Here is a 20,781-nt window from a genome sequence, read left to right as displayed (position 1 = left end):
GCGGCCAGCATTACCGCTACGCGTCCAGCGCCTGCCGCAGCGGGGCGAGGAACGCCCGCGCACGCTGGGCCGCGTCTTCAGCCGAGCCCGCTTCGGCCAGCGCCGCCACCAGCGCACTTCCGACCACCACGCCATCCGCCTGGCGGGCCATGGCTGCGGCACTGCCGGCGTCCTTGATGCCGAAGCCCGCCACCACCGGCACCGAGGCGCGCGCGCGCAACGCCTGCAGGCGGGCGCTGGCGGCGTCGCTGTCCAGGCGCTCGGAGGCGCCGGTCACGCCGGCAAAGCTGACGTAATAAAGGTAGCCACGAGCCAGGGCCAGCAGCTTGTCGGCACGCGCCTGGCTGGTGGTCGGCGACGCCAGCAGGACCAGCGCCAGGCCCGCTGCATCGAAGGCCTGCTGCGCTTCAACGGCTTCTTCCGGCGGAAGGTCGACCAGCAGCACCCCGTCCACGCCAGCCTGCACGGCCGCCCCGGCGAAGGCAGCGTAACCGTGGATCTCCACCGGGTTCAGGTAGCCCATCAGCACCACCGGGGTGTGCGCATCACGCTCCCGGAACTGCGCCACCGCCTGCAGCACATAGCGGCTGCCGGCTCCCCGCGCCAGCGCGCGTTCGGAACTACGCTGGATGGTCGGGCCATCGGCCATCGGATCGGAGAACGGCACGCCCAGTTCAATCACGTCGGCACCAGCATCGACCAGCGCGTGCATGACCGGCACGGTGGCTTCCAGCGAGGGATCACCTGCGGTGATGAAGGGAATCAGCGCCTTGCGCTGCTGTTCGCGCAGGCGCTGGAAGCAGGCATCGAGTCGGGATACGGACATGTCAGGTACATCCTTCGATCAGGTCAACGGCGCCGCTGGCGCCCCAGTACATTCGGGAGATGGTGCCGTCGACGATCTCCACACGGATCGCCAGGTCGGAACCGGGGTCCTGCCAGAGCAGGCTCTCGCCGGCCTCCGCATCATCACCATAGGGTTGCGTGGAAACGCCCTTGGGCAACTGCTGGAAGGCCTGCGCGCGTGGCATGCCCAGATGAAGGCCGAACGGCCCCGGCTGCAGCACCACCTGGCCGGACTCGTCGATGGGGGCCAGGTCGAAGCGCACCACGTCGCCGTCCTGCACCATCATCGCCACGCCCTCGGGCAGCGTGCCGCGCTCGTAGTACTCGCAACGCCCAGCGGTCGACTCGCCCAGCCCGGCCGAGTGCCACTGCGCCTCGCCCTGCAGTTCGCTGAAGGGCTGGCCGATCAGCACCTCACCGGCATGGTCCAGGGCCACCGACACCACCGCCCGGGCCGCCTGGTCCTCGCCGCCATCGCCTGCCGTGAACATCGCCGGGCCCTCGATCGGGCGATGTGCGGCCTCATCGTCGTTGCTGGCCGGTTCGCGTGCCGGGGCGATCGCCGCGGGGGCGGCCGGGGCCGGGGCAAGCACCGGTGGATCGGGCGGCGTGCAGCCGCCCATGCCGATCACCAGCACCAGCGCCCCGCCGTGGCGCAGCACGTGATTCACAGCACAAGCCCTTCGCGCGCGGCGATGGTGTGCACGTCCTTGTCGCCGCGGCCGGACAGGTTGCACAGCACGATCTGGTCACGCGGACGCTCACGCGCCAGCTTGATTGCCTGTGCCAGCGCATGGCTGGATTCCAGCGCGGGCAGGATGCCCTCGGTATGCGCCAGCAGATGGAAGGCCTGCAGCGCTTCCTCGTCGGTGATGCCGAGGTAGCGCGCGCGGCCGGTATCGGCCAGGAACGCGTGCTCCGGGCCGACGCCCGGATAGTCCAGGCCGGCCGACACCGAATGGGTCTCGATGATCTGGCCGTCATCGTCGCACAGCACGTACGTGCGGTTGCCGTGCAGCACGCCGGGGCGGCCTGCCGCGATGGAGGCGGCATGGCGACCGGTACTGATGCCATCACCGGCGGCTTCGGCGCCGACGATCTCGACCTGGCGATCGTTGAGGAAGGCGTGGAACAGGCCGATGGCGTTGCTGCCGCCGCCGACGCAGGCGGTGATCGCATCGGGCAGGCGGCCGTACTCGGCCAGCATCTGCTCACGCGCTTCGCGGCCGACGATGGCATTGAAGTCGCGCACCATGCGCGGGTACGGGTCCGGTCCAGCCACGGTGCCGATGATGTAGAAGGTGTCCTGCACGTTGGTCACCCAGTCGCGCATCGCTTCGTTGAGCGCGTCCTTCAGGGTGGCCGAGCCGGAGGTGACCGGCACCACCGTCGCACCGAGCAGCTTCATGCGGTAGACGTTGATCTTCTGCCGCTCGATGTCGGTGGCGCCCATGTAGACCACGCATTCCAGGCCCAGACGCGCGGCAACGGTGGCACTGGCCACGCCATGCTGGCCGGCGCCGGTCTCAGCGATGATGCGCTTCTTGCCCATGCGTGCGGCCAGCAGTGCCTGGCCGATGGTGTTGTTGATCTTGTGCGCACCGGTGTGGTTCAGGTCCTCGCGCTTGAGCAGGATCTGCGCGCCGCCGACGTGATCGCTCAGGCGCTGGGCGTGATAGATCGGGCTCGGCCGGCCCACGTAGTGCGCCAGGTCGCGGTCATAGGCCGCCTGGAACGCGGGGTCCTGGCGGGCCTGGTCATAGGCCTGGGCCAGTTCCTGCAGCGGGCCGACCAGGGTTTCGGCGACGAAGCTGCCGCCGTAGCGGCCGAAGTGGCCCTGGGCATCCGGGAAGGCGTGGTAGTCGGCAATGGGGGAGGCAGACATGGATACGACCGGTGGTTCAGACAGGTGGATACTCTAGCGCACGGGTCATGACCGGAAAATGGATATTATCTGGCACATATCGTCAGGAAATCTCACGTGAGCCGCTCCCTGCTGCCTCCCCTCAATGCGCTGCGCGCGTTCGAAGCCACTGCCCGCCTTGGCGGCGTCGGGCGCGCCGCACAGGACCTGCACGTCACCCACGGCGCGGTCAGCCGGCAACTGAAGCTGCTGGAGGATCATCTGGGCCTGGCGCTGTTCCAGCGTGCCGGTCGCGGCCTGCGCCTGACCGCTGCGGGCACGCGCCTGCAGGCAGCGTGCAGCGAGGCCTTCGCCGGGATCGAAGGCTGCGTGCGCGAGCTGCGGCGGCCCGCGACCTCCCCAGCACTGGTACTGGGCTGCAGCGGCAGCGTTCTGGCGCGCTGGATGATTCCGCGCCTGCCCGTGCTGCAGGCCGCCCTGCCCGGCGTGCGCCTGCAGTGGTCGGCGCTGGACGGCAGTTTCACCGAAGCGCAGGCGGCGCTGGACGCCGTGCTGTTGCTGGCGCAGGGACCGTGGCCACGGGGCTGGCAGGTCCGCGAGCTGGCACCGGAACGGGTCGGTGTGGTGGTGGCCCCGTCACATCCGGCGGCGCAGCGCCTGCGGCAGGCACCGCCCTCGGCACTGCTGCAGGAAACCGTGCTGCACACCACGTCACGTCCACAGGCTTGGCCCGCCTGGGCGCAGGCACACCGCCTAGACCCGTCAAAGCTGCAGCTGGGCACCGCTTTCGAACATCTCTATTACCTGCTGGAAGCAGCCGTGGCCGGGCTGGGCCCGGCAATCGCGCCCGAGCCGCTGGTGGCCGAAGATCTGGCAGCAGGCCGGCTGGTCGCACCGTGGGGGTTTGCGGCCACCGGCGGCTTCTGGGTGCTGGCGCGGCCGGATGGCCCGGCCGATGCACGGGTAGACGCCCTGGCCGACTGGGCAGCAGCGCAACTGCGATGAGACGAGGCCCCGGGCGGCATCCACCTCCCGGAGCCGGCAATGCAGGCCTCAGCGACCGCCCATCGCGACCCGCTGCTGCTCCTCATGCACCTGCTGCTGGTGCGACGGATCTGCCAGCAGCTTGGCACTGGTCTGCTCCAGCGGCGGCAGCGCCTGGGCCAGATCGACAGCGGTGCGGAAGCCCGGCGTCGTGCCCATCACGAACGGCTTGCCATCCTGCACCGTGATGCTCTGCAGCTTGTGGGCCGCGTCGATACCGTCCTGCTTTGCATGCAGGGTGATATTGGCCGCAGCCTCTTCGGAAAACACGCTGGGAAGCTTGCTGCGGACCGCGTTGTGCAGTGCGTGGTCCGGATGCGATGCATCGTTGAGCGACGGCCCTTTGGGCACAGCCGCTGCGGGTTCATGACCCTGCACACGCCCCGCCGCCAGGGCGGCAGCGGTGTGGCGACCGACGATGCCGTCGGCGGACAGTCCCTGGTTGAGGGTCTGCTGCAAGGCTCACCGTCGACGATGACATCCCGGCGCCCCTCAGGTGACGCGGATCACTCCAGGACGGTGCAATCGGCGCGCCGCACTTCCTCGACGAAGGTGCGCATCTTGTAACCGTCCTTGATGCCCGGCTCCAGTTCGATACCGCTGGAGACGTCCACGCCCCACGGCAGCGTCGCCAGCACGGCGTCGTAGACGTTTTCCGGGTTCAGGCCACCGGCCAGCAGGAACGGCCGATGCAATCCGGTCGGGACGCGGCCCCAGTCGAACGCCACGCCGGTGCCGCCACCGCCACCCGGCGCGTGGCTGTCGAACAGGAAGCCGGCAGCGCTGGGATAACGCAGTTGCAGGGTGCGGGCATTGACCTCTTCGCGCCCCCCCATGGCGATCGCCTTCAGGTACGGCATGTTGAAGCTGCGGCAGAAGCTCTCGTCCTCCTCGCCATGGAACTGCAGCAGCGTCGGTCGTACCGTGCGCAGCACCTCGCGCACTTCTTCCTTGCTGTTGTTGCGGAACAGCGCAACCACGTCGACCATAGGCGCGATTGCCTGGCGCATCGCGCGCGCCTCGGCAGGCGCGACCCGGCGGCTGCTCTCGCGGGCAAAGATGAAACCCACCGCGTCCACGCCCAGCTCACCGGCCAGGCGGACATCGCCGGCGCGGGTCATTCCACAGAACTTGATGCGTGTACGGTAGTAGGAACGGCTCATAGCGTGACCTCGGCGGGCAGATGCCAGTTGTCGGGGTACAGGGGCCCAAGGAACACCAGGCCCTGCGGCGGTGCGGTGGGACCAGCTACGGTGCGGTCGCGCCCAGCCAGCAGTTCGGCGATCCATTCCACCGGTTTTTCGCCGCTGCCCACCAGGATCAACGATCCGACGATATTGCGGACCATGTGATGAAGAAATGCATTGCCACGCACTGCGACTTCGATCACTTCGCCCTGGCGGCTGACCTGCAATGACTGCAGCTCACGCCGGGCATGCAGCGCCTGGCACTGCACCGAACGGAACGCGCTGAAATCGTTCTCGCCGAGCAGGGCCTGGCCGGCGGCGTGCATCAGGGTCTCGTCCAGCGCGCGGCGCTCCCAGCTCAGGGTCTGCCGGTCCAGCGCGGGCCGCACCTCGCGGTTGAGCAGCCGATAGCGGTAGCGGCGCGCACGTGCCGAGAAGCGCGCATGAAAATCATCGGCCACCGGCACGCACCAGCGCACCGCGATCGAACGCGGCAGGCGGGTGGTGGTGCCGAGCATCCAGGCGCGCGGGTCACGCACCACGTCAGTGTCGAAATGCACGACCTGGCACTGGCCGTGCACACCGGCATCGGTGCGGCCGGCGCAGACCACCTGCAGCGGCGCATCCGCCACCGATGACAGGGCCTGCTCGAGGCTGGCCTGCACGCTGGGACCACCCTCGCCCAGGTTCTGCCAGCCCCTGAAATCGCTGCCGTCGTACTCGACGCCAAGCGCATAACGCATGTGCTACCTCGATGTTGCGGGTGGGGCGGCGCTCAGGCCGGATCGCGTTCGGACCAGACCGCCAGTTCGTTGCCACCGGGCTCGACGAACTGGAAGCGGCTGCCACCGGGGAAGGAAAACACCGGGCGTACGATCTGGCCGCCGGCGTCGCGCACGGCGGCCTCGACCGGAGCCAGATCGTCGGCATACAGCACCAGCAGCGGTGCACCGCTGTCGTCGGCCCGCTGCGGCTGGCCACGGAAGAAGCCGCCCTGCAGGCGGCCATCGTCGAAAGCCGTGTAGTCGCTGCCGTAGTCGACGAATGACCAGCCGAACGCCGTTTCGAAAAAGGCACGGCTGGCGGCCGGGTCGCTGGAGGCGAATTCAACGTAGTCGATACGGCGCTCGCGGCTCATGGCAGGGTCCTTGTCGGCGGGTTCGGTCACGGCAGGCGGGCAAGCAGTTCGCGGGCCTGCGCCTGGCTGTGCAGGTCACCGCCCTCGGCCACTTCCAGCAACAAGGTGCGCGCCGTCTGCGCGTCACCCAGATCGAGGTAGGCAATGGCCAGTTCCAGGCGCTCCTGGCCGGCACGTGGCGACCAGCCCGCGTCATCGGCAGGCGCGGGTGCGCTCGACGCGGTGTCGTCGGAATGAGCAGCCTCGGTGCTGCCACGGTCGATGCCGTCGATGGCTTCGGGACCTGCGGCATGCGCCGGAGACGGGTTCTCATGCGCGTCGGCCGGCAGATCGAACACCCCGCGGAACTGCGGCTGCCGTTCGGCATGCAGTGCGTAGTCTGGCACCACCACTTCGGCCGGCACCTGCGGTACAACGCTATCGTCCTGCACCGGCTCGGCCGGGACCACCTCGTCGCCGGTGGTTGCGGGATCGTCCCAGCGCGGCAGATCGGTCACCGCTTCAGGCAATGCCACCGCGTCCTGGTCGCGCAGCGTGTCGGCCTCCTGGTCGGCCCGCACCGCGTGCTCAGCGGTGGGTTCGGCGACCACCACGTCGTGCACTTCGGTTCCGGTCGCCCACGCAGGCATCGCCGGTTCCTGGCGGCCGTTGCCGGCATCAGGCGACGACCACGAGGACTGCTCGGCCAGCGCATCCAGCGCGGCACCTGCCGGCACCGCTGCGGCCAGGCCGGCGGCATCGTCTTCCTCACGCAGCGGCGGCAACGGCGACGGCTTGCGACGACGCAGCAGCCAGGCCGCCCCCGCCACCAGCAGCAGTACCGGCAGCCCCAGCCAGTACCACGGTGTCGCCGCATCACGAGCACCCGGCGCCTGCGCCAGGCGCTGCTGCGCAGCGGCCAGGTCGTTGTCCTTCATCGCGATCAGCGACTGCTGCTGTTCCCTGAGTTTCTCCAGGTCGGCCACGCGCTGCTTCAGCTCGCCGATCTCGGCATCACGGGTGGCGATGTCCTCACGCGCCTGACGCAGTTGTTCGTTGCCCAGCATGTCGCCCTCGCTGCCGGCAGCTGTGCCGGTGGTTGTGCCCGCGTGCGCGGCGTCTGACGCCAGCGCCGGAGCGATCTCAAGCCGTGGCCCGTTGGCCGCAGCCGGGGAAGAAGCGTTCGTGGCTGCCGCCCTGGCAACCGGTGCGAGCATGCCCGCCGGTTGCGGCACGGTACGCGCCTGACGCCATTGCGCGGCGTGCTCGCGCACCAGCGTCGCCGCTTCGGCGGCGTCGACCGCCGCAAGCGCATCGCTGCCCGGCATGCGCAGCACCGCGCCCTGCTTGAGCAGGTTGACGTTGCCACGGATGAAGGCTTCGGGATTGGCACGCAGCAGGGCGATCATCGCGCGGTCGCGACTGACCTGGTTGCCACGCGCCACCACCCTGGCGATCTGCGACAGGGTCTGACCGCGTTGTACGGTGACGCTGCCATCGGCCGCCGGTGCAGCGACCGGCGCGGAGGCCGCACGCGGGCGTGCTGCTGCAGCCGCCACCGTAGATGGCGGCGCAGCGGGCGCCTCTGCGGCTGGCACCGTTGCCAAAGCCGGTGCAGGTTCGCGCACGATCGTATTGGAGAGCGTGCCTGCCGGCGCGACGATTTCCGGCTCGGCCACGGCCAGCGCACTGGGCGGCGCATCGACCAGCGCCGAGTACTCGCGCACCAGGCGGCCCTGGCCCCAGTCGGCTTCGATCAGGAAGCTCAGCGACGGCGTCTCCACCGGTGCCTGCGAGGTCACCCGCACCACCGCTCTGCCCTGCGTGTCGCGGGTCAGCTCGAACTGCAGTTCGCTGACCAGTCCGGTCGGCCGCTGCAGGCCGACACGCTCGAAAGTGACCGGCGAGGCCAAGGCCACCCGCAGGTTTTCCAGCTCGGACGGATCGGCCGAAACGACCGGGATTTCTGCCAGCAGGGGCTGGCCCGGCCTGGACAGGACGCGGATGTCGCCCAACCCCAGGGCGAGCGCCGAACTGCTGGCCAAGGCGAGCAGCGCTGCGGACAGATAGGTGAGCGGGCGCTTTGCGCCCCTGGCCCGTTTATTCATGGGCGACACTATAAAGCGTGCGGACCAAGGTCCGCACCCACCGGAAAGACCCTTGAGGCAATGCCGGCCAGCGGCCGGCACTACCCGGTGAGGCGACCGCGCCGATCAACGCTGCTCGGCGGCAACCAGCTCGGCCAGCTGTACGGCATTCAGGGCTGCGCCCTTGCGCACGTTGTCCGACACGATCCACAGGTTCAGGCCACGCGGGTGCGAGAGGTCCTCGCGGATGCGGCCGACGTACACCGCGTCGGTGCCTGAGGCGTGGGTGACCGGGGTCGGGTAACCACCGGCCTCGTGGCGATCCACCACTTCGATGCCCGGCGACTGCTCCAGCAGCGCGCGCGCTTCGGCGACCGTGACCTTGTCTCGGGTCTCGATCGCCACCGACTCGGAGTGGCCGTAGAACACCGGCACGCGCACCGCGGTCGGGTTCACCAGGATGCTGTCATCGCCGAGGATCTTGCGGGTCTCCCAGATCAGCTTCATTTCTTCCTTGGTGAAGCCGTTGTCCTGGAAGTCATCGATGTGCGGGATCAGGTTGAAGGCGATCTGCACCGGGAAACGCTGCGGATCGATCTCCTGGAAGCTGAGCAGCTGGCCGGTCTGCTTGCCCAGTTCCTCCATCGCCGAGCGGCCGCCGCCGGACACCGACTGGTAGGTGGAGACGTTGATGCGCTCGATGCCGTACTTGCGGTGCAGCGGTGCCAGCGCCACCAGCATCTGCATGGTCGAGCAGTTCGGGTTGGCGATGATGCCGCGCGGACGGTTGGCGACCTGTTCCGGGTTGACCTCGGACACCACCAGCGGCACGTCATCGTCGTAACGGAAGGCCGAGGAGTTGTCGATCACCACCGCGCCTGCTGCGGCGAACTTCGGTGCGTACTCCTTGGACACGCTGCCACCGGCCGAGAACAGGGCGATCTCGACGCCGGTGGGATCGAAGGTGGCCAGGTCCTGGACCTTGACCTTCTGGCCGTTGAACTCGATCTCGCCGCCGGCCGAACGCTCGGAGGCGAGAACGCTCAGGGTGCCGACCGGGAAATCACGCTCGGCCAGGATCGACAACATGGTCTCGCCGACGGCGCCGGTGGCACCGACGACGGCGACGTGGAAACTGCGCTGTGCATTGCTCATGGGGGAACTCTCACGAAAACGGGAATGGGGAAAAACACGCACGACAGCTGGGTTCGGGGAACCTCCTCAAGCGGGGCGCGCGGAGGTTCCCTATCGTTTCCCGGTTTTTTTGCCCAGCGTCACGCGCGCGGCCATCGCCGCATCAGCGTTGATCGCGCTCGGCATGCGCGACGGGCCGCCGTCCAGGCCGAGCCCAGCAACCAGGTTATCCACGGCCAGCTGTACCATCGCCGTGCGCGTGGCCAGCGAGGCGCTGCCGATATGCGGAGTGAGCACGACGTTGCGCAGCGCCAGCAGTTCCGGGCGCACCGTTGGCTCGCCCTCGTACACATCCAGGCCCGCCGCAGCCAGGCGACCGTTGGCCAGCGCGTCGGCCAGCGCGATCTCATCGACCAGGCCACCGCGGGCGATATTCACCAGCGTCGCCGACGGCTTCATCTTCGCCAGTGCGGCGGCATCGATCAGATGATGCGAGGCCGGCGTGTACGGCAGCACCAGCAGCAGGTGGTCGGACTGTGCCAGCAGCGTATCCAGATCCACATAGGTCGCGCCCAATTCCGCCTCGGTCGCCGCCGGCAGCTGCGAACGGTTGTGGTACAGCACGTTCATGCCGAAACCGTGCGCGCCGCGACGGGCGATGCCCTGGCCGATGCGGCCCATGCCAAGGATGCCCAACGTGCTGCCGTGGATATCGGCACCGAGCATGGTCTGGAACGACCACTGCTGCCACTGCCCTTCGCGCAGCCAGCGCTCGGACTCGGTAATGCGGCGCGCGGTGGCCATCAGCAGGGCGAAACCGAGATCGGCGGTGGTTTCGGTCAGGACGTCCGGCGTGTTGCTGGCCAGGATGCCGGCCGCGCTGAGCGCGTCCACATCCAGGTTGTTGAAGCCCACCCCGACATTGGCGATCACCTGCAGCTGCGGGGCGCCGGCCACCTGGGTCGCGCCGATGCGCTCGTTGAGCGTGATGATCGCGCCGTCGGCGCTGGCCAGTTGTTCGGCGATCTGGTCCGGCGCCCAGGCGGTGACGGTGTCGGTGCTGCGCAGCTGCACGCGATCGCGCAGCGGCGCGATGGCCGCGTCGATCAGCGGCTGGCTCACCCACACGATCGGCCGCGTGTCAGCCATCGATCTGCCCGGGAATGCGCGGGGTGACCGTGCCGACATCGCCGCACTGCGCGCGGTGGCGCAGCGCCTGGTCCATCAGCACCATCGCTACCATCGCCTCGGCGATCGGGGTGGCGCGGATGCCGACGCAGGGGTCGTGGCGGCCGGTGGTGACCACCTCGACCACGTTGCCGGACGTATCCAGCGACGGGCCCGGCAGGCGCAGGCTGGAGGTCGGCTTCAACGCGATCGAGGCGACCACCGGCTGGCCGGTGGAAATGCCACCGAGGATGCCACCCGCGTGATTGCTGGCGAAGCCCTGCGGGGTCAGCAGGTCGCGGTGTTCGGTGCCCTTCTGCGCGGCGCTGGCGAAACCGTCGCCGATCTCCACGCCCTTCACCGCGTTGATGCTCATCAGCGCGGCAGCCAGTTCACCGTCGAGTTTGCCGTAGATCGGCTCACCCCAGCCCGGCGGCACGTTGTCGGCGACCACGTCCACGCGCGCACCGACCGAATCTCCGGACTTGCGCAGCGCGTCCATGTACGCCTCCAGTTCGGGCACCTGTGCAGCGTGCGGCCAGAAGAACGGGTTGTCTTCCACCGCCGACCAGTCGAAACCGGCCGGGGTGATGTCGCCCAGCTGCGACAGGTAGCCGCGCACGGTCACGCCGAAGCGCTCGGCCAGCCACTTCTTGGCGACCACCCCGGCGGCTACGCGCATGGTGGTTTCGCGCGCCGAGGAACGGCCGCCACCGCGCGGGTCACGGATGCCGTACTTGTGCCAGTAGCTGTAGTCGGCATGGCCCGGCCGGAACTGCTGGCCGATGTTGGCGTAGTCCTTGCTGCGCTGGTCGGTGTTGCGGATCAGCAGCGCGATCGGGGTGCCGGTGGTCAGGCCCTCGTACACGCCAGAGAGGATCTCGACCTCGTCGGCCTCGCGCCGCGCGGAAGTGTGCCGGCTCTTGCCGGTGGCACGGCGCTGCAGGTCGTGGGCGAATTCGGCCGCGTCCAGCGCCAGCCCCGGAGGGCAGCCATCGATCACGCAGCCGATGGCCGGCCCGTGCGACTCGCCGAACGTGGTGACGGTGAACAGCTTGCCGAACGAATTGGAGCTCACGGGCGCTGCGCCGCCAGTTCGGTGATGCGTGCGCTGTGGGCGATCAGCTCGCGGCATTCGACCGCGAAGATACCCATCTGGCCGACCTTGAACTCGATCCAGGAAAAATCGACTTCCGGCAGCAGCTTGATCAGGTGCTGCTCGGATTCGCCCACTTCGCAGATCAGCAGGCCGTCCTCGCTCAGGTGCAGCGGCGCGTCACGCAGGATCTTCAGCACCAGGTCCAGGCCGTCGTCGCCGGCACGCAGGCCCATCTCCGGCTCGTAGGAGTATTCCTGCGGCAGGGCGTCGGTCTCGTCGTTGGTGACGTACGGGGGGTTGGTGACGATCAGGTCGTAGTGGCGGCCGGTCAGGCCGTTGAACAGGTCCGACTTGATCAGGGTGACGTTGTGCGCCTGCAGGCGTTCCTTGTTTTCCTCGGCCAGCGACAGTGCTTCGTCACTGAGGTCGACGCCATCCACTTCCCAGTTCGGGTAGTAGTGGCCCATGGCGATGGCGATGCAGCCCGAACCGGTGCACAGGTCCAGCGCACGGCTGACATCGCGGCCGGCCAGCCACGGCTCGAAGCCGCATTCGATCAGTTCGGCGATCGGCGAACGCGGCACCAGCGCGCGCTTGTCGCTCTTGAAGCTCAGGCCGGCGAACCAGGCCTCACCGGTCAGGTAGGCGGCCGGGATGCGTTCATCGATGCGACGCTGGAACAGTTCCAGCACGCGCAGCTTTTCGGCCTGCAGCAGGCGCGCCTGGCCATAGGCCGGGCCCAGATCGTGCGGCAGGTGCAGGCTGTGCAGCACCAGCTGGGTGGCCTCGTCCAGCGCATTGTCGTAGCTGTGACCGAAGGTCAGCCCGGCTTCGTTGAAACGGCTGGTGCCGTAGCGGATCAGATCGATGATCGTGTGGAGTTCGGCGGCCGTTTCAGCGGTCATGGCGGTACTGCGGGCAAAGTGGGCCCCGATTATAGGGGCTGGCGCCCGCGGCAGCATCCGTTGCGGCGGAAACGATCCGGCCTCACCCGGTATGATGGAGCCCACTTCGCGCGGGGGCACCCATGTTCAATCGCAATGCCGGCATCATCCTGCTGATCGCCCTGGCGGCGGGCCTGGGCCTGCTGGCCGCCCAGCAGGTGTTTGCGCCGAAGCCGCCGGCCAATGCCCCGGCCACCGAAGCGATCACGCTGTACCCGCAGCCGCGCGAACTGCCCGACTTCAACCTGGCCCAGTCCGACGGCACCCGCCTGATACCGGGCGAGCTGAAGGGCCACTGGACGCTGGTGTTCCTGGGCTTCACCTTCTGCCCGGACGTCTGCCCGACCACCCTGGCCGAGCTGGCTGGCGCGCAGAACCAGTGGGAGGCCCTGCCCGACAGCCTGCGCCCGCGCGTGCTGTTCATCTCGGTCGACCCGGATCGTGACAGCGCCACCCGGCTCGGCGAATACGCGCACGGCTTCCACAAGGACACCCTGGCCGCCACCGCCGATATCCCGTCGCTGGAGCGCTTCGCCACCTCGCTCGGTTTCGTGTTCCAGAAGGTGCCGGGCAAGCACTTCGACGAGAACCCCGAGGATTACACCGTCGAGCATTCGGCCAGCCTGGCCGTGCTCGACCCGCAGGGCCGCCTTGCCGGCCTGGTACGCCCCCCGTTCAACGCGCCGGCGATCGCCCGCGACCTGCAGAAGCTGACCGAGAAAACCGCCCCATGAGCCTCACCACCGCCCTGACGTACGCCCTGCCCCACCGCCTGCTGTCTTCGATGGCGCGTTCGCTGGCGTACTCGGACGATCCGCGCGTGTCGCGCTGGCTGATCGACACGGTCACCCGCAAGTTCAACGTGAACCTGGACGAAGCGGCCAACCCGGACCCGCGCAGCTATGCGACCTTCAACCAGTTCTTCACCCGCGCGCTGAAGCCGGGCGCGCGCGTGGCCGACGCCGATCCGCGCAGCCTGGTGATGCCGGCCGACGGCCGCATCAGCCAGCTCGGCAGGATCGAGGCCGGCCGCATCTTCCAGGCCAAGGGCCAATCGTTCACCGCCGCCGAACTGCTGGGCAGTGACGAGGACGCCAAACCGTACAACGACGGCCTGTACGCGACCGTGTACCTGTCGCCGCGCGACTACCACCGCGTGCACATGCCGTGGACCGGCACCCTGCGCGAGACCGTGCACGTGCCGGGCCGCCTGTTCAGCGTCGGCCCGGCCGCAGTGAACGGCGTGCCGCGCCTGTTCGCCCGCAACGAGCGCCTGGTCTGCCACTTCGACACCAGCTTCGGCCCGATGGTCAGCGTGATGGTGGGTGCGTTGCTGGTATCGGGCGTCGAAACCGTGTGGAGCGGCGAGGAAATTCCGCATTATGGCGACCGCATCACGCGCAAGGACTACCGCGGCCAGGGCATCAGGCTGGAGCGCTTCGCCGAGATGGCGCGCTTCAACTACGGTTCGACCGTGATCGTGCTGCTGCCGCCGGGCGTGGCTGAGTTCGCCCCGCAGCTGGCCGCTGAAAGCCCGGTGCAGCTGGGCCAGGCGCTGGCGAAGCTGCGCTGAGGTACATGTAGAGCCGAGCCCATGCTCGGCTACTGGCTGCAACCGGCCATGCATTTCTGTGGGCAAAGGAAGCCGAGCATGGGCTCGGCTCTACAGCCAGAAGCGCGTTACTGCAGGACCGGGGCCGGACCGACGTCCATGCCGTCGTAGTCTTCCACGCCATTCTCTGCGGCCAGCGCTGCGAATTCCTGGTTGCGGCGGTCCAGCGAGGCTTCGTCGTGGATCTCCACGCGCTCTACATGCAGCACGTGGAACGGCGCGTCGCCCTCTTCCGGCTCCTGCTCGAACAATTCCACGAAGGTATAGCCCTCCGCCTGCAGGTGCTCTGCCAGCGCCTGCAGCGGCTCAGCGGTGGAGTGCACGAAGAAGTACCCCCACAGCAACGGGCCCTTGATGTCCCAGTCGGTGTTTTCGCGGAGGTTGGCGAACAGGTTGCGGGTGTCTTCGAGGTCCATTGCAGATTCCAGCGGTCGTGGGAATTACTTGTCGCAGCCCTGCAGCTTCAGCGTCTGGCCCTGGCGCAGGCTGTAGGCCGGGGCCTTCAGGCCGTTGGCGCGGGCCAGGGTCGGCACATCGCACTGGAACTTCGCGGCAATGGCGCCCAGGGTTTCACCCCGGCCCACCTTGTGGCTGCGCGGCGGCTTTGGCCGTGCGGCCGGGCGCGGCGCGGCCACCGGAGCGACCGGGGTGGTCGGCACGCTGGTGGAGGCTGCGGCGTCGGCCACCGGCACCACGCCGCCCACGGCCACGCTGCCGGTGTAGCCGGCGGCGGCCGGGCGCTTGATCGCCGCGTTCAGGTCGGCGGTGATCAGGGTACGGGCCAGGTCGGCACGCGGGCCGCTGACGCAGTTGCGCTGGTACAGGCCGGCGATGCGGGTGGTAGCGTTGATCAGCGTGCCGGCCGGAATCCAGCCGTCGGCTTCATAGCGCGGGTTGAGGTTGCGCAGCGCGCGCATGTAGCCATCGCGGGTGCCGTGGCTGCCCAGGCAGATGGTCAGTTCGTAGATGGTGGTGGACTTGGCCAGGCGCAGCGTGGCCGGCTGCGCGCTGATCTTCGGGAATTCCACGCCGTACTGCTGCGGGTGCAGGAAGATCCAGGCCGCCGCGATCACCATCGGCACATAGTCCTTGGTCTCGCCGGGGAACTGGTTGTAGACACTGTCGGTCCAGAAGCTCTGGCCCGCACTCTGCTTGAACACGCGCGCGGCACGGCCTTCACCACCGTTGTAGGCGGCCACCGACATTTCCACGTTGTTGTTCAGTTCGCGCAGGCGCTCGTTGAGATAGCTGGCGCTGGCCTCGGCGGCGCTGCGCGCGTCAAAGCGGGTGTCGAAGCCGGTGCCATCCGGGCCAAGGCCGAAGCGGCGGCCGGTAGCCGGCATGAACTGCATCAGGCCGGCGGCGCCGGCGCGCGAGGAGGCATGCACGCGGCCGTTGGACTCCTTGGCCATGATGCCGAACAGCAGCGCCTCGGGCAGGCCGCGCTTTTCCCACTCCGGCCACATCACCGCACGCAGGTTCTGGTAGTTCTCGTAGCTGGTCAGCAGCGCCGGGCGCATGTCGGTCAGCCAGCGGCGGATGCCCGCCTGCACGGCCGGGTTGTATTCGACCATGCTGTCGAAGGCGTGCCGCTTGTCGTTGAGCAGCGCAGCGGCGCGGGCCGCCTCCGGCACGTCGGCGGTAAGCGGGCCGATATGGTCGGGGTCGGCTTCCAGCCGGTCACCGCCCTCGTCGGCCACCTCATCGCTGCCCGCCGCATCGGCGTCGTGCTTGAGCAGGCGCTTGTAGCTGGCCAGCAGCGTGCCCATCTGGCAGCCCTTCTGCTTCACGCAGTCGTTGAGAACGTCTTCCATGTCCTCCAGCGCGGCGTCGGCCTCGTTGCTGCCCTTGGGGTCGGCATTGGCGACCAGCAGCAGCGCATCGCTGTAGCGCTTCTCGGCGACGGTCATGCGCTGCTGCAGCGCATCCACCTTCGCCTTGTCCCGGGCCGAGACCCGCTGCGCATGGGCGTCGGGCGCCAGGGAAACCAGGCCGGCCAGGGCCAGCAGCGGCCAACCGCGGGAAATCAGGACAGAAACGGGCATTGATGGCACTGTGTGCGAAACAGGCAGGCAGAGTAGCGGCGCCGCCAAGGTCGGGGCAAGCCGACCTTCGGACTGCCACTGCCGGCGGTTAACATTGGGCTATTCACCACAAGGGCTGGACCATGGATCCGATTCTGCTCGGCAAAGGCATCACCGACGATGTGGCCGTCACCCTGCTGCCGAAACTCGGCAACCGCCACGGCCTGGTGGCCGGCGCCACCGGCACCGGCAAGACCGTGACCCTGATGACCCTGGCCGAAGGCTTTTCGCGACTGGGCGTACCCGTATTCCTCGCCGACGTGAAGGGCGACGTGTCCGGCCTGGCCGTGCCGGGCACCGGCGCGGAGAACCTGCTCAAGCGCGCCGCCGAGATCGGCGTGGCCGACTACGCACCGGCCGCCAGCCCGACCATTTTCTGGGACCTGTACGGCAAGCTCGGGCATCCGGTGCGCACCACGGTCAGCGAGATGGGCCCGACCCTGCTGGCGCGCATCCTCGAGTTGAACGACACCCAGTCCGGCGTGCTCGACATCGTGTTCAAGCTGGCCGACGATCGTGGCCTGCTGCTGCTGGACATGGACGACCTGCGCGCCCTGCTTGGCCTGGTGGCCGAGGAGCGCAAGGACATTTCCACCGAATACGGCCTGGTCAGCGCGCAGTCGATCGCCGCGATCCAGCGGTCGGTGCTGCGCCTGGCGCAGGATGGCGGCGAGAACTTCTTCGGTGAGCCGGCCCTGGAACTGGCCGACATCATGCGGGTCAATCACGACGGCCGCGGCATGATCGGCATCCTCGCCGCCGACCAGCTTGTGCTCAAGCCCAAGCTCTATTCCACCTTCCTGCTGTGGCTGCTGTCGGAGCTGTTCGAACAACTGCCGGAGGTGGGCGACCTGGACAAGCCGAAGCTGGTCTTCATCTTCGACGAGGCCCACCTGCTGTTCGACGACGCACCGCCGTCGCTGGTGCAGCGCATCGAGCAGGTGGTGCGCCTGATCCGCTCCAAGGGCGTGGGCGTGTACTTCTGCTCGCAGTTCCCCGACGACGTGCCGGGCAACATCCTCGGCCAGCTCGGCAACCGCGTGCAGCACGCGCTGCGGGCGTTCACCCCGCGCGACCAGAAAGCGGTGAAGACCGCGGCCGAGACGTTCGTGCCGAACCCGAAGCTGGACGTGGCCAAGGTACTGAGCCAGCTCGGCACCGGTGAGGCCTTGGTTTCCACGCTGCAGGACAAGGGCGTGCCGATGCCGGTGCAGCAGACGATGATCGCGCCGCCACGCTGCCGGATGGGGCCGATCACCGAAGCCGAGCGCGCCCAGGTGCGTGCCGGCAGCCCGGTCGGCAGTCGCTACGACACCGCGATCAACCGCGAATCGGCTGCCGAACTGCTGGCCCAGCGCGCACAGAAGAGCGTCGAGCAGGCGCAGGCGCCAGCCGCGCGCAGCCGCGAACAGGACGATGCGCAGGAAGGCGGTTTCGGCCAGGCGATCAAGGATGCGATTTTCGGCACCAAGCGCCGCCAGGGCATGATCGAGACCATGGCCAAGCAGACCACGCGCACGGTCGGCACCAAGCTGGGCAACCAGATCGTGCGCGGCCTGCTGGGCGGCATCTTCGGTGGCAAGCGCTGATCTGATCCGCCGCTGCTGGGGTCAGAGCCCTTCCCGCGGAAGCGGAGTCTGCCCCCCCCTCCGCTCGTCCTCCGGAAAAGAAGTCGTATTGCATGTCGCGCTGGCGTCCCCCTGCAGAAAAGAGCACCGCCCTGATCACCGCCTCCGGCCACGCTCGGCTGAAGGCCGAACTGGATGACCTGTGGCGGGTACGGCGACCCGAAGTGGTGAAAGCACTGGCCGCAGCCGCCGCAGAAGGCGACCGTTCGGAAAATGCCGAGTACACCTACCGCAAGAAGCAGCTGGGCGAGATCGACCGCCGCGTGCGCTACCTGACCAAGCGGCTGGAATCACTGCGCGTGGTCGACACTACGCCAACCGATCCGCTGGCGGTGTTCTTCGGCGCGTGGGTGGAGCTGGAGAACGTGGACAGTGGCGACACCAGCCGCTACCGCATTGTCGGCCCGGACGAGACCGACGCAGGCCAGGGCTGGATCAGCATCGACTCGCCGCTGGCGCGTGCGCTGCTGAAGAAGCGGCTGGATGACGAGTTTTCGGTGGAGCTGCCCGGCGGGCGGTTCACCTTTGCGGTGATCGGCGTGGAATACGAGACGGTGTAGAGTCGCCTGTCAGTCGACTACCGCGCGAAGCGCGGCACAAACCTCCACAGCGGGACGGCAAACGCACCGCGATCTTCATCGCGGTTGGTGACTCGCCAAAGCCATCTGTCAGGCGCTCACGGCCTCGGAACGAAGAGCAGTCGACTGACAGTCGACTCTACATGGCCCCGTGCAATGGCGGCGGGTATGCGCGGCCGGCACGCAGCGGGCGGAAGTAGTCGGCATTGCGATAGAAGGCGGCATCCTGTCCCTCGTGCCACCCCGGGATTCCAGCCAACGGCAGCGGACGCAGCTGCAAGGGATCGGTCACCGCCCTGCCCTCGGCGATGGCCACGGCCACCGCGTCAACGCAGGCCGCATCGGCATCGCTGTGCACCACCACGCACTTGCCCACCAGCAATCGCCCCGGCAGCAGTGCCTGTTCCATCAGCGCATGCCCGAATACCGCGGTGATGGCGATGTCATCGCTCTGCCAGTTCACCGGGTCAAACAACGCGGGCCAGTCGTGTGCATCCCAGGCAGCCCGCAGTGAGTCATCGCGCACGCGCACGATCACACCGGTTTCGTCGAACTGGGTCAACGCGGCCTGCGCGCGGTTGCGCTGGCCAGGCGGCATGGCCTCGATATGCCCGCACTGCTGCACATTGAGCGCATGCTTCAGCTGTGGGCATGAGGCCCAGACCAGCGCATTGAACAGGTCGTGCCAGTTGTCTGCGCGGGTGGCGATGCGCCCCTGCGCGATGCGGGCTTCGTAGTGCAGGCCATCGGCCAGCAGCGCGGCGTCCTGTTCAACCAGGCGCTTCCCGGGCAATGCCAGGCGCGCATCAAGTGCAGCGATGGACGGCCAGCGAGGGCCGAGCAGCAGATCCCGGAAATCCTGCAATCCGGCAAACAACGGATGCGCGAACACCTGCGGATCGACCGCCGCACGCGGCGGCGGCACGAAGCGCCGGACACCGCTGCCGTCACCGGCGGCGGCCGTTGCGATCACAGTACCTTGAGGTCGAACGCCGGGCGGGCATTGGCCGGCAGCGCATCGCCGTACAGGTCGTGCTCGTCGCTCTCGGTGATTTCCACGTCGACGAACTCGCCCACCCGCAGCGGCACCTGATCGGCGTTCTGGATATGCACCAGGCCGTCGATCTCCGGCGCATCGGCCCTGGAGCGGGCCACGGCGATATCGCCTTCGATGGCATCGACCAGGCACTGCTGCACGGTCCCGATCTTGGCTTCCAGGCGCGCGGCGGAAATCTGCGCCTGCTTCTCCATGAAACGGGCCAGGCGTTCCTGCTTTACTTCTTCCGGCACAGCGTCGGGCAGGTCATTGGCGGTGGCGCCCTCTACCGGCGAATAGGCGAACGCGCCCACGCGATCCAGCTGCGCTTCGTCCAGGAACGACAGCAGCTCTTCGAACTCGGCCTCTGTCTCGCCCGGGAAGCCGACGATGAAGGTGGAACGCACGGTGATGTCCGGCGCGATGCGGCGCCAGTTCTGCACGCGCTCCAGGGTCTTTTCGACTGCGCCGGGGCGCTTCATCAGGCGCAGGATGCGCGGGCTGGCATGCTGGAACGGGATGTCCAGGTACGGCAGGATGCGGTTCTCGGCCATCAGCGGCACCACCTCGTCCACGTGCGGATACGGGTAGACGTAGTGCATGCGCACCCACGCATCCAGCTCCGACAGGCCTTCGCACAGCGCCTTCAGGCGGGTCTGGTAGGCCTTGTTGCGCCACATCTTTTCGGCGTACCTCACGTCCACGCCGTAGGCCGAGGTGTCCTGCGAAACCACCAGCAGCTCGCGCACGCCGCCACGCACCAGGCGCTCGGCCTCACGCAGCACCTCGTCCACCGGGCGCGAGACCAGCTTGCCGCGCATCGACGGGATGATGCAGAAGCTGCACGTGTGGTTGCAGCCTTCGGAAATCTTCAGGTAAGCGTAGTGGCGCGGGGTCAGCTTGATGCCGTAGTCCGGCACCAGGTCCACGAACGGATCGTGCTTGGGCGGCAGTGCTTCATGCACCGCTTCCATCACGCTCTGGTAGTCCTGCGGGCCGGACACCGCCAGCACGTTCGGGTAGGCCTCGCGGATCTGCTCCGGGCGCTTGCCCAGGCAGCCGGTGACGATGACCTTGCCGTTCTGGTTCATCGCCTCGCCGATCGCGTCCAGCGACTCGGTCACCGCCGAATCGATGAAGCCGCAGGTGTTGACCACCACCACGTCGGCCGAATCGTAGGACGGGACGATGTCGTAGCCTTCCGAGCGGAGCTGGGTAAGGATGCGCTCGGAATCGACAAGGGCCTTCGGGCAGCCAAGGCTGACGAAGCCGACTTTGGGGTTCAGCTGGGACATGGAATCGCGGGACTCTGGGGGCCTGGGCCCCTGCCGGCATGGCAGGGGGTCCTGGGGGC

At 68.3% G+C, this 20,781-nt stretch carries 20 protein-coding genes and 1 pseudogene; 5 read left to right on the top strand and 16 right to left on the bottom strand.

Annotation, left to right across the window (positions count from 1 at the left end; all coding sequences use genetic code 11):
- Window positions 1–16: 16 nt before the first annotated feature.
- From trpA to trpB, 3 genes are read right to left on the bottom strand one after another with little or no spacing between them, the layout of a single operon-like run.
- A complete protein-coding gene (trpA, locus tag AC5P65_RS06335) occupies window positions 17–826 on the bottom strand; it encodes a tryptophan synthase subunit alpha (protein ID WP_019660594.1) in 810 nt (269 codons plus the stop codon).
- Window position 827: 1 nt separating this feature from the next.
- Window positions 828–1,517 (bottom strand): hypothetical protein, encoded by a 690-nt coding sequence (locus tag AC5P65_RS06330; RefSeq protein WP_495215528.1) that lies wholly within the window; start codon window positions 1,515–1,517, stop codon window positions 828–830.
- On the bottom strand, window positions 1,514–2,731 hold the full coding sequence (gene trpB / locus AC5P65_RS06325; protein WP_014647880.1) for a tryptophan synthase subunit beta: 1,218 nt from the start codon (window positions 2,729–2,731) through the stop codon (window positions 1,514–1,516). The genes AC5P65_RS06330 and trpB overlap by 4 nt, the downstream gene beginning before the upstream one ends.
- Window positions 2,732–2,827: 96 nt before the next feature.
- Here trpB and AC5P65_RS06320 point away from each other — a divergent pair, with 96 nt between their 5' ends.
- A complete protein-coding gene (locus AC5P65_RS06320; RefSeq protein WP_111098600.1) occupies window positions 2,828–3,715 on the top strand; it encodes a LysR family transcriptional regulator in 888 nt (295 codons plus the stop codon).
- 48 nt (window positions 3,716–3,763) lie between these two features.
- Here AC5P65_RS06320 and AC5P65_RS06315 read toward each other — a convergent pair.
- The 9 genes and pseudogenes from AC5P65_RS06315 to prmB form a co-directional block, all read right to left on the bottom strand.
- Window positions 3,764–4,192 (bottom strand): annotated as a pseudogene (locus AC5P65_RS06315) (peptidoglycan-binding protein); the annotation flags it as partial.
- Between the two features lie 68 nt (window positions 4,193–4,260).
- Window positions 4,261–4,917, bottom strand: a complete 657-nt coding sequence (locus AC5P65_RS06310) for a phosphoribosylanthranilate isomerase (protein ID WP_019660598.1) — start codon at window positions 4,915–4,917, stop codon at window positions 4,261–4,263.
- Window positions 4,914–5,684: a tRNA pseudouridine(38-40) synthase TruA gene (gene truA / locus AC5P65_RS06305; RefSeq protein ID WP_019660599.1), complete on the bottom strand. Its 771-nt coding sequence runs from the start codon at window positions 5,682–5,684 to the stop codon at window positions 4,914–4,916. The genes AC5P65_RS06310 and truA overlap by 4 nt, the downstream gene beginning before the upstream one ends.
- Window positions 5,685–5,716: 32 nt before the next feature.
- On the bottom strand, window positions 5,717–6,079 hold the full coding sequence (locus tag AC5P65_RS06300; protein WP_021203413.1) for a VOC family protein: 363 nt from the start codon (window positions 6,077–6,079) through the stop codon (window positions 5,717–5,719).
- A gap of 26 nt (window positions 6,080–6,105) precedes the next feature.
- The gene (locus AC5P65_RS06295) at window positions 6,106–8,166 is read right to left on the bottom strand and encodes a FimV/HubP family polar landmark protein (RefSeq protein ID WP_031270228.1); all 2,061 of its coding nucleotides are present in this window, start codon (window positions 8,164–8,166) and stop codon (window positions 6,106–6,108) included.
- A 105-nt stretch (window positions 8,167–8,271) separates the two neighbouring features.
- The gene (locus tag AC5P65_RS06290; protein WP_019660602.1) at window positions 8,272–9,300 is read right to left on the bottom strand and encodes an aspartate-semialdehyde dehydrogenase; all 1,029 of its coding nucleotides are present in this window, start codon (window positions 9,298–9,300) and stop codon (window positions 8,272–8,274) included.
- 90 nt (window positions 9,301–9,390) lie between these two features.
- Window positions 9,391–10,428: a 2-hydroxyacid dehydrogenase gene (locus AC5P65_RS06285; protein WP_495215527.1), complete on the bottom strand. Its 1,038-nt coding sequence runs from the start codon at window positions 10,426–10,428 to the stop codon at window positions 9,391–9,393.
- Window positions 10,421–11,524 (bottom strand): chorismate synthase, encoded by a 1,104-nt coding sequence (aroC, locus tag AC5P65_RS06280; RefSeq protein WP_019660604.1) that lies wholly within the window; start codon window positions 11,522–11,524, stop codon window positions 10,421–10,423. The genes AC5P65_RS06285 and aroC overlap by 8 nt, the downstream gene beginning before the upstream one ends.
- On the bottom strand, window positions 11,521–12,450 hold the full coding sequence (gene prmB / locus AC5P65_RS06275; protein ID WP_021203410.1) for a 50S ribosomal protein L3 N(5)-glutamine methyltransferase: 930 nt from the start codon (window positions 12,448–12,450) through the stop codon (window positions 11,521–11,523). The genes aroC and prmB overlap by 4 nt, the downstream gene beginning before the upstream one ends.
- 122 nt (window positions 12,451–12,572) lie before the next feature.
- Between prmB and AC5P65_RS06270 the strand changes: the two genes are divergently transcribed.
- Window positions 12,573–13,223: an SCO family protein gene (locus tag AC5P65_RS06270; protein ID WP_021203409.1), complete on the top strand. Its 651-nt coding sequence runs from the start codon at window positions 12,573–12,575 to the stop codon at window positions 13,221–13,223.
- On the top strand, window positions 13,220–14,062 hold the full coding sequence (gene asd / locus AC5P65_RS06265; RefSeq protein WP_021203408.1) for an archaetidylserine decarboxylase: 843 nt from the start codon (window positions 13,220–13,222) through the stop codon (window positions 14,060–14,062). The genes AC5P65_RS06270 and asd overlap by 4 nt, the downstream gene beginning before the upstream one ends.
- Before the next feature lie 107 nt (window positions 14,063–14,169).
- Here asd and AC5P65_RS06260 read toward each other — a convergent pair whose 3' ends face one another.
- Window positions 14,170–14,517, bottom strand: a complete 348-nt coding sequence (locus tag AC5P65_RS06260; RefSeq protein ID WP_021203407.1) for a ribonuclease E inhibitor RraB — start codon at window positions 14,515–14,517, stop codon at window positions 14,170–14,172.
- A gap of 24 nt (window positions 14,518–14,541) precedes the next feature.
- On the bottom strand, window positions 14,542–16,146 hold the full coding sequence (locus tag AC5P65_RS06255) for a transglycosylase SLT domain-containing protein (protein WP_021203406.1): 1,605 nt from the start codon (window positions 16,144–16,146) through the stop codon (window positions 14,542–14,544).
- A 122-nt stretch (window positions 16,147–16,268) separates the two neighbouring features.
- Between AC5P65_RS06255 and AC5P65_RS06250 the strand changes: the two genes are divergently transcribed.
- Both AC5P65_RS06250 and greB read left to right on the top strand, forming a co-directional pair.
- Window positions 16,269–17,774 carry a helicase HerA-like domain-containing protein gene (locus AC5P65_RS06250; RefSeq protein WP_019660610.1) on the top strand — a complete coding sequence of 502 codons (1,506 nt, stop codon included), beginning with the start codon at window positions 16,269–16,271 and terminating at the stop codon, window positions 17,772–17,774.
- Between the two features lie 92 nt (window positions 17,775–17,866).
- Window positions 17,867–18,373, top strand: coding sequence for a transcription elongation factor GreB (gene greB / locus AC5P65_RS06245; protein WP_111098598.1), 507 nt, complete (start codon window positions 17,867–17,869; stop codon window positions 18,371–18,373).
- A gap of 157 nt (window positions 18,374–18,530) precedes the next feature.
- Here greB and AC5P65_RS06240 read toward each other — a convergent pair whose 3' ends face one another.
- Both AC5P65_RS06240 and rimO read right to left on the bottom strand, forming a co-directional pair.
- Window positions 18,531–19,361, bottom strand: coding sequence for a DUF3025 domain-containing protein (locus AC5P65_RS06240; RefSeq protein ID WP_111098605.1), 831 nt, complete (start codon window positions 19,359–19,361; stop codon window positions 18,531–18,533).
- On the bottom strand, window positions 19,361–20,722 hold the full coding sequence (gene rimO, locus AC5P65_RS06235) for a 30S ribosomal protein S12 methylthiotransferase RimO (RefSeq protein WP_111098597.1): 1,362 nt from the start codon (window positions 20,720–20,722) through the stop codon (window positions 19,361–19,363). The genes AC5P65_RS06240 and rimO overlap by 1 nt, the downstream gene beginning before the upstream one ends.
- Window positions 20,723–20,781 lie beyond the last annotated feature (59 nt).

The organism is Stenotrophomonas sp. YJH_SMC_48-3 (assembly GCF_059369375.1).
This window is presented reverse-complemented; position numbering and strand designations above follow the sequence as displayed.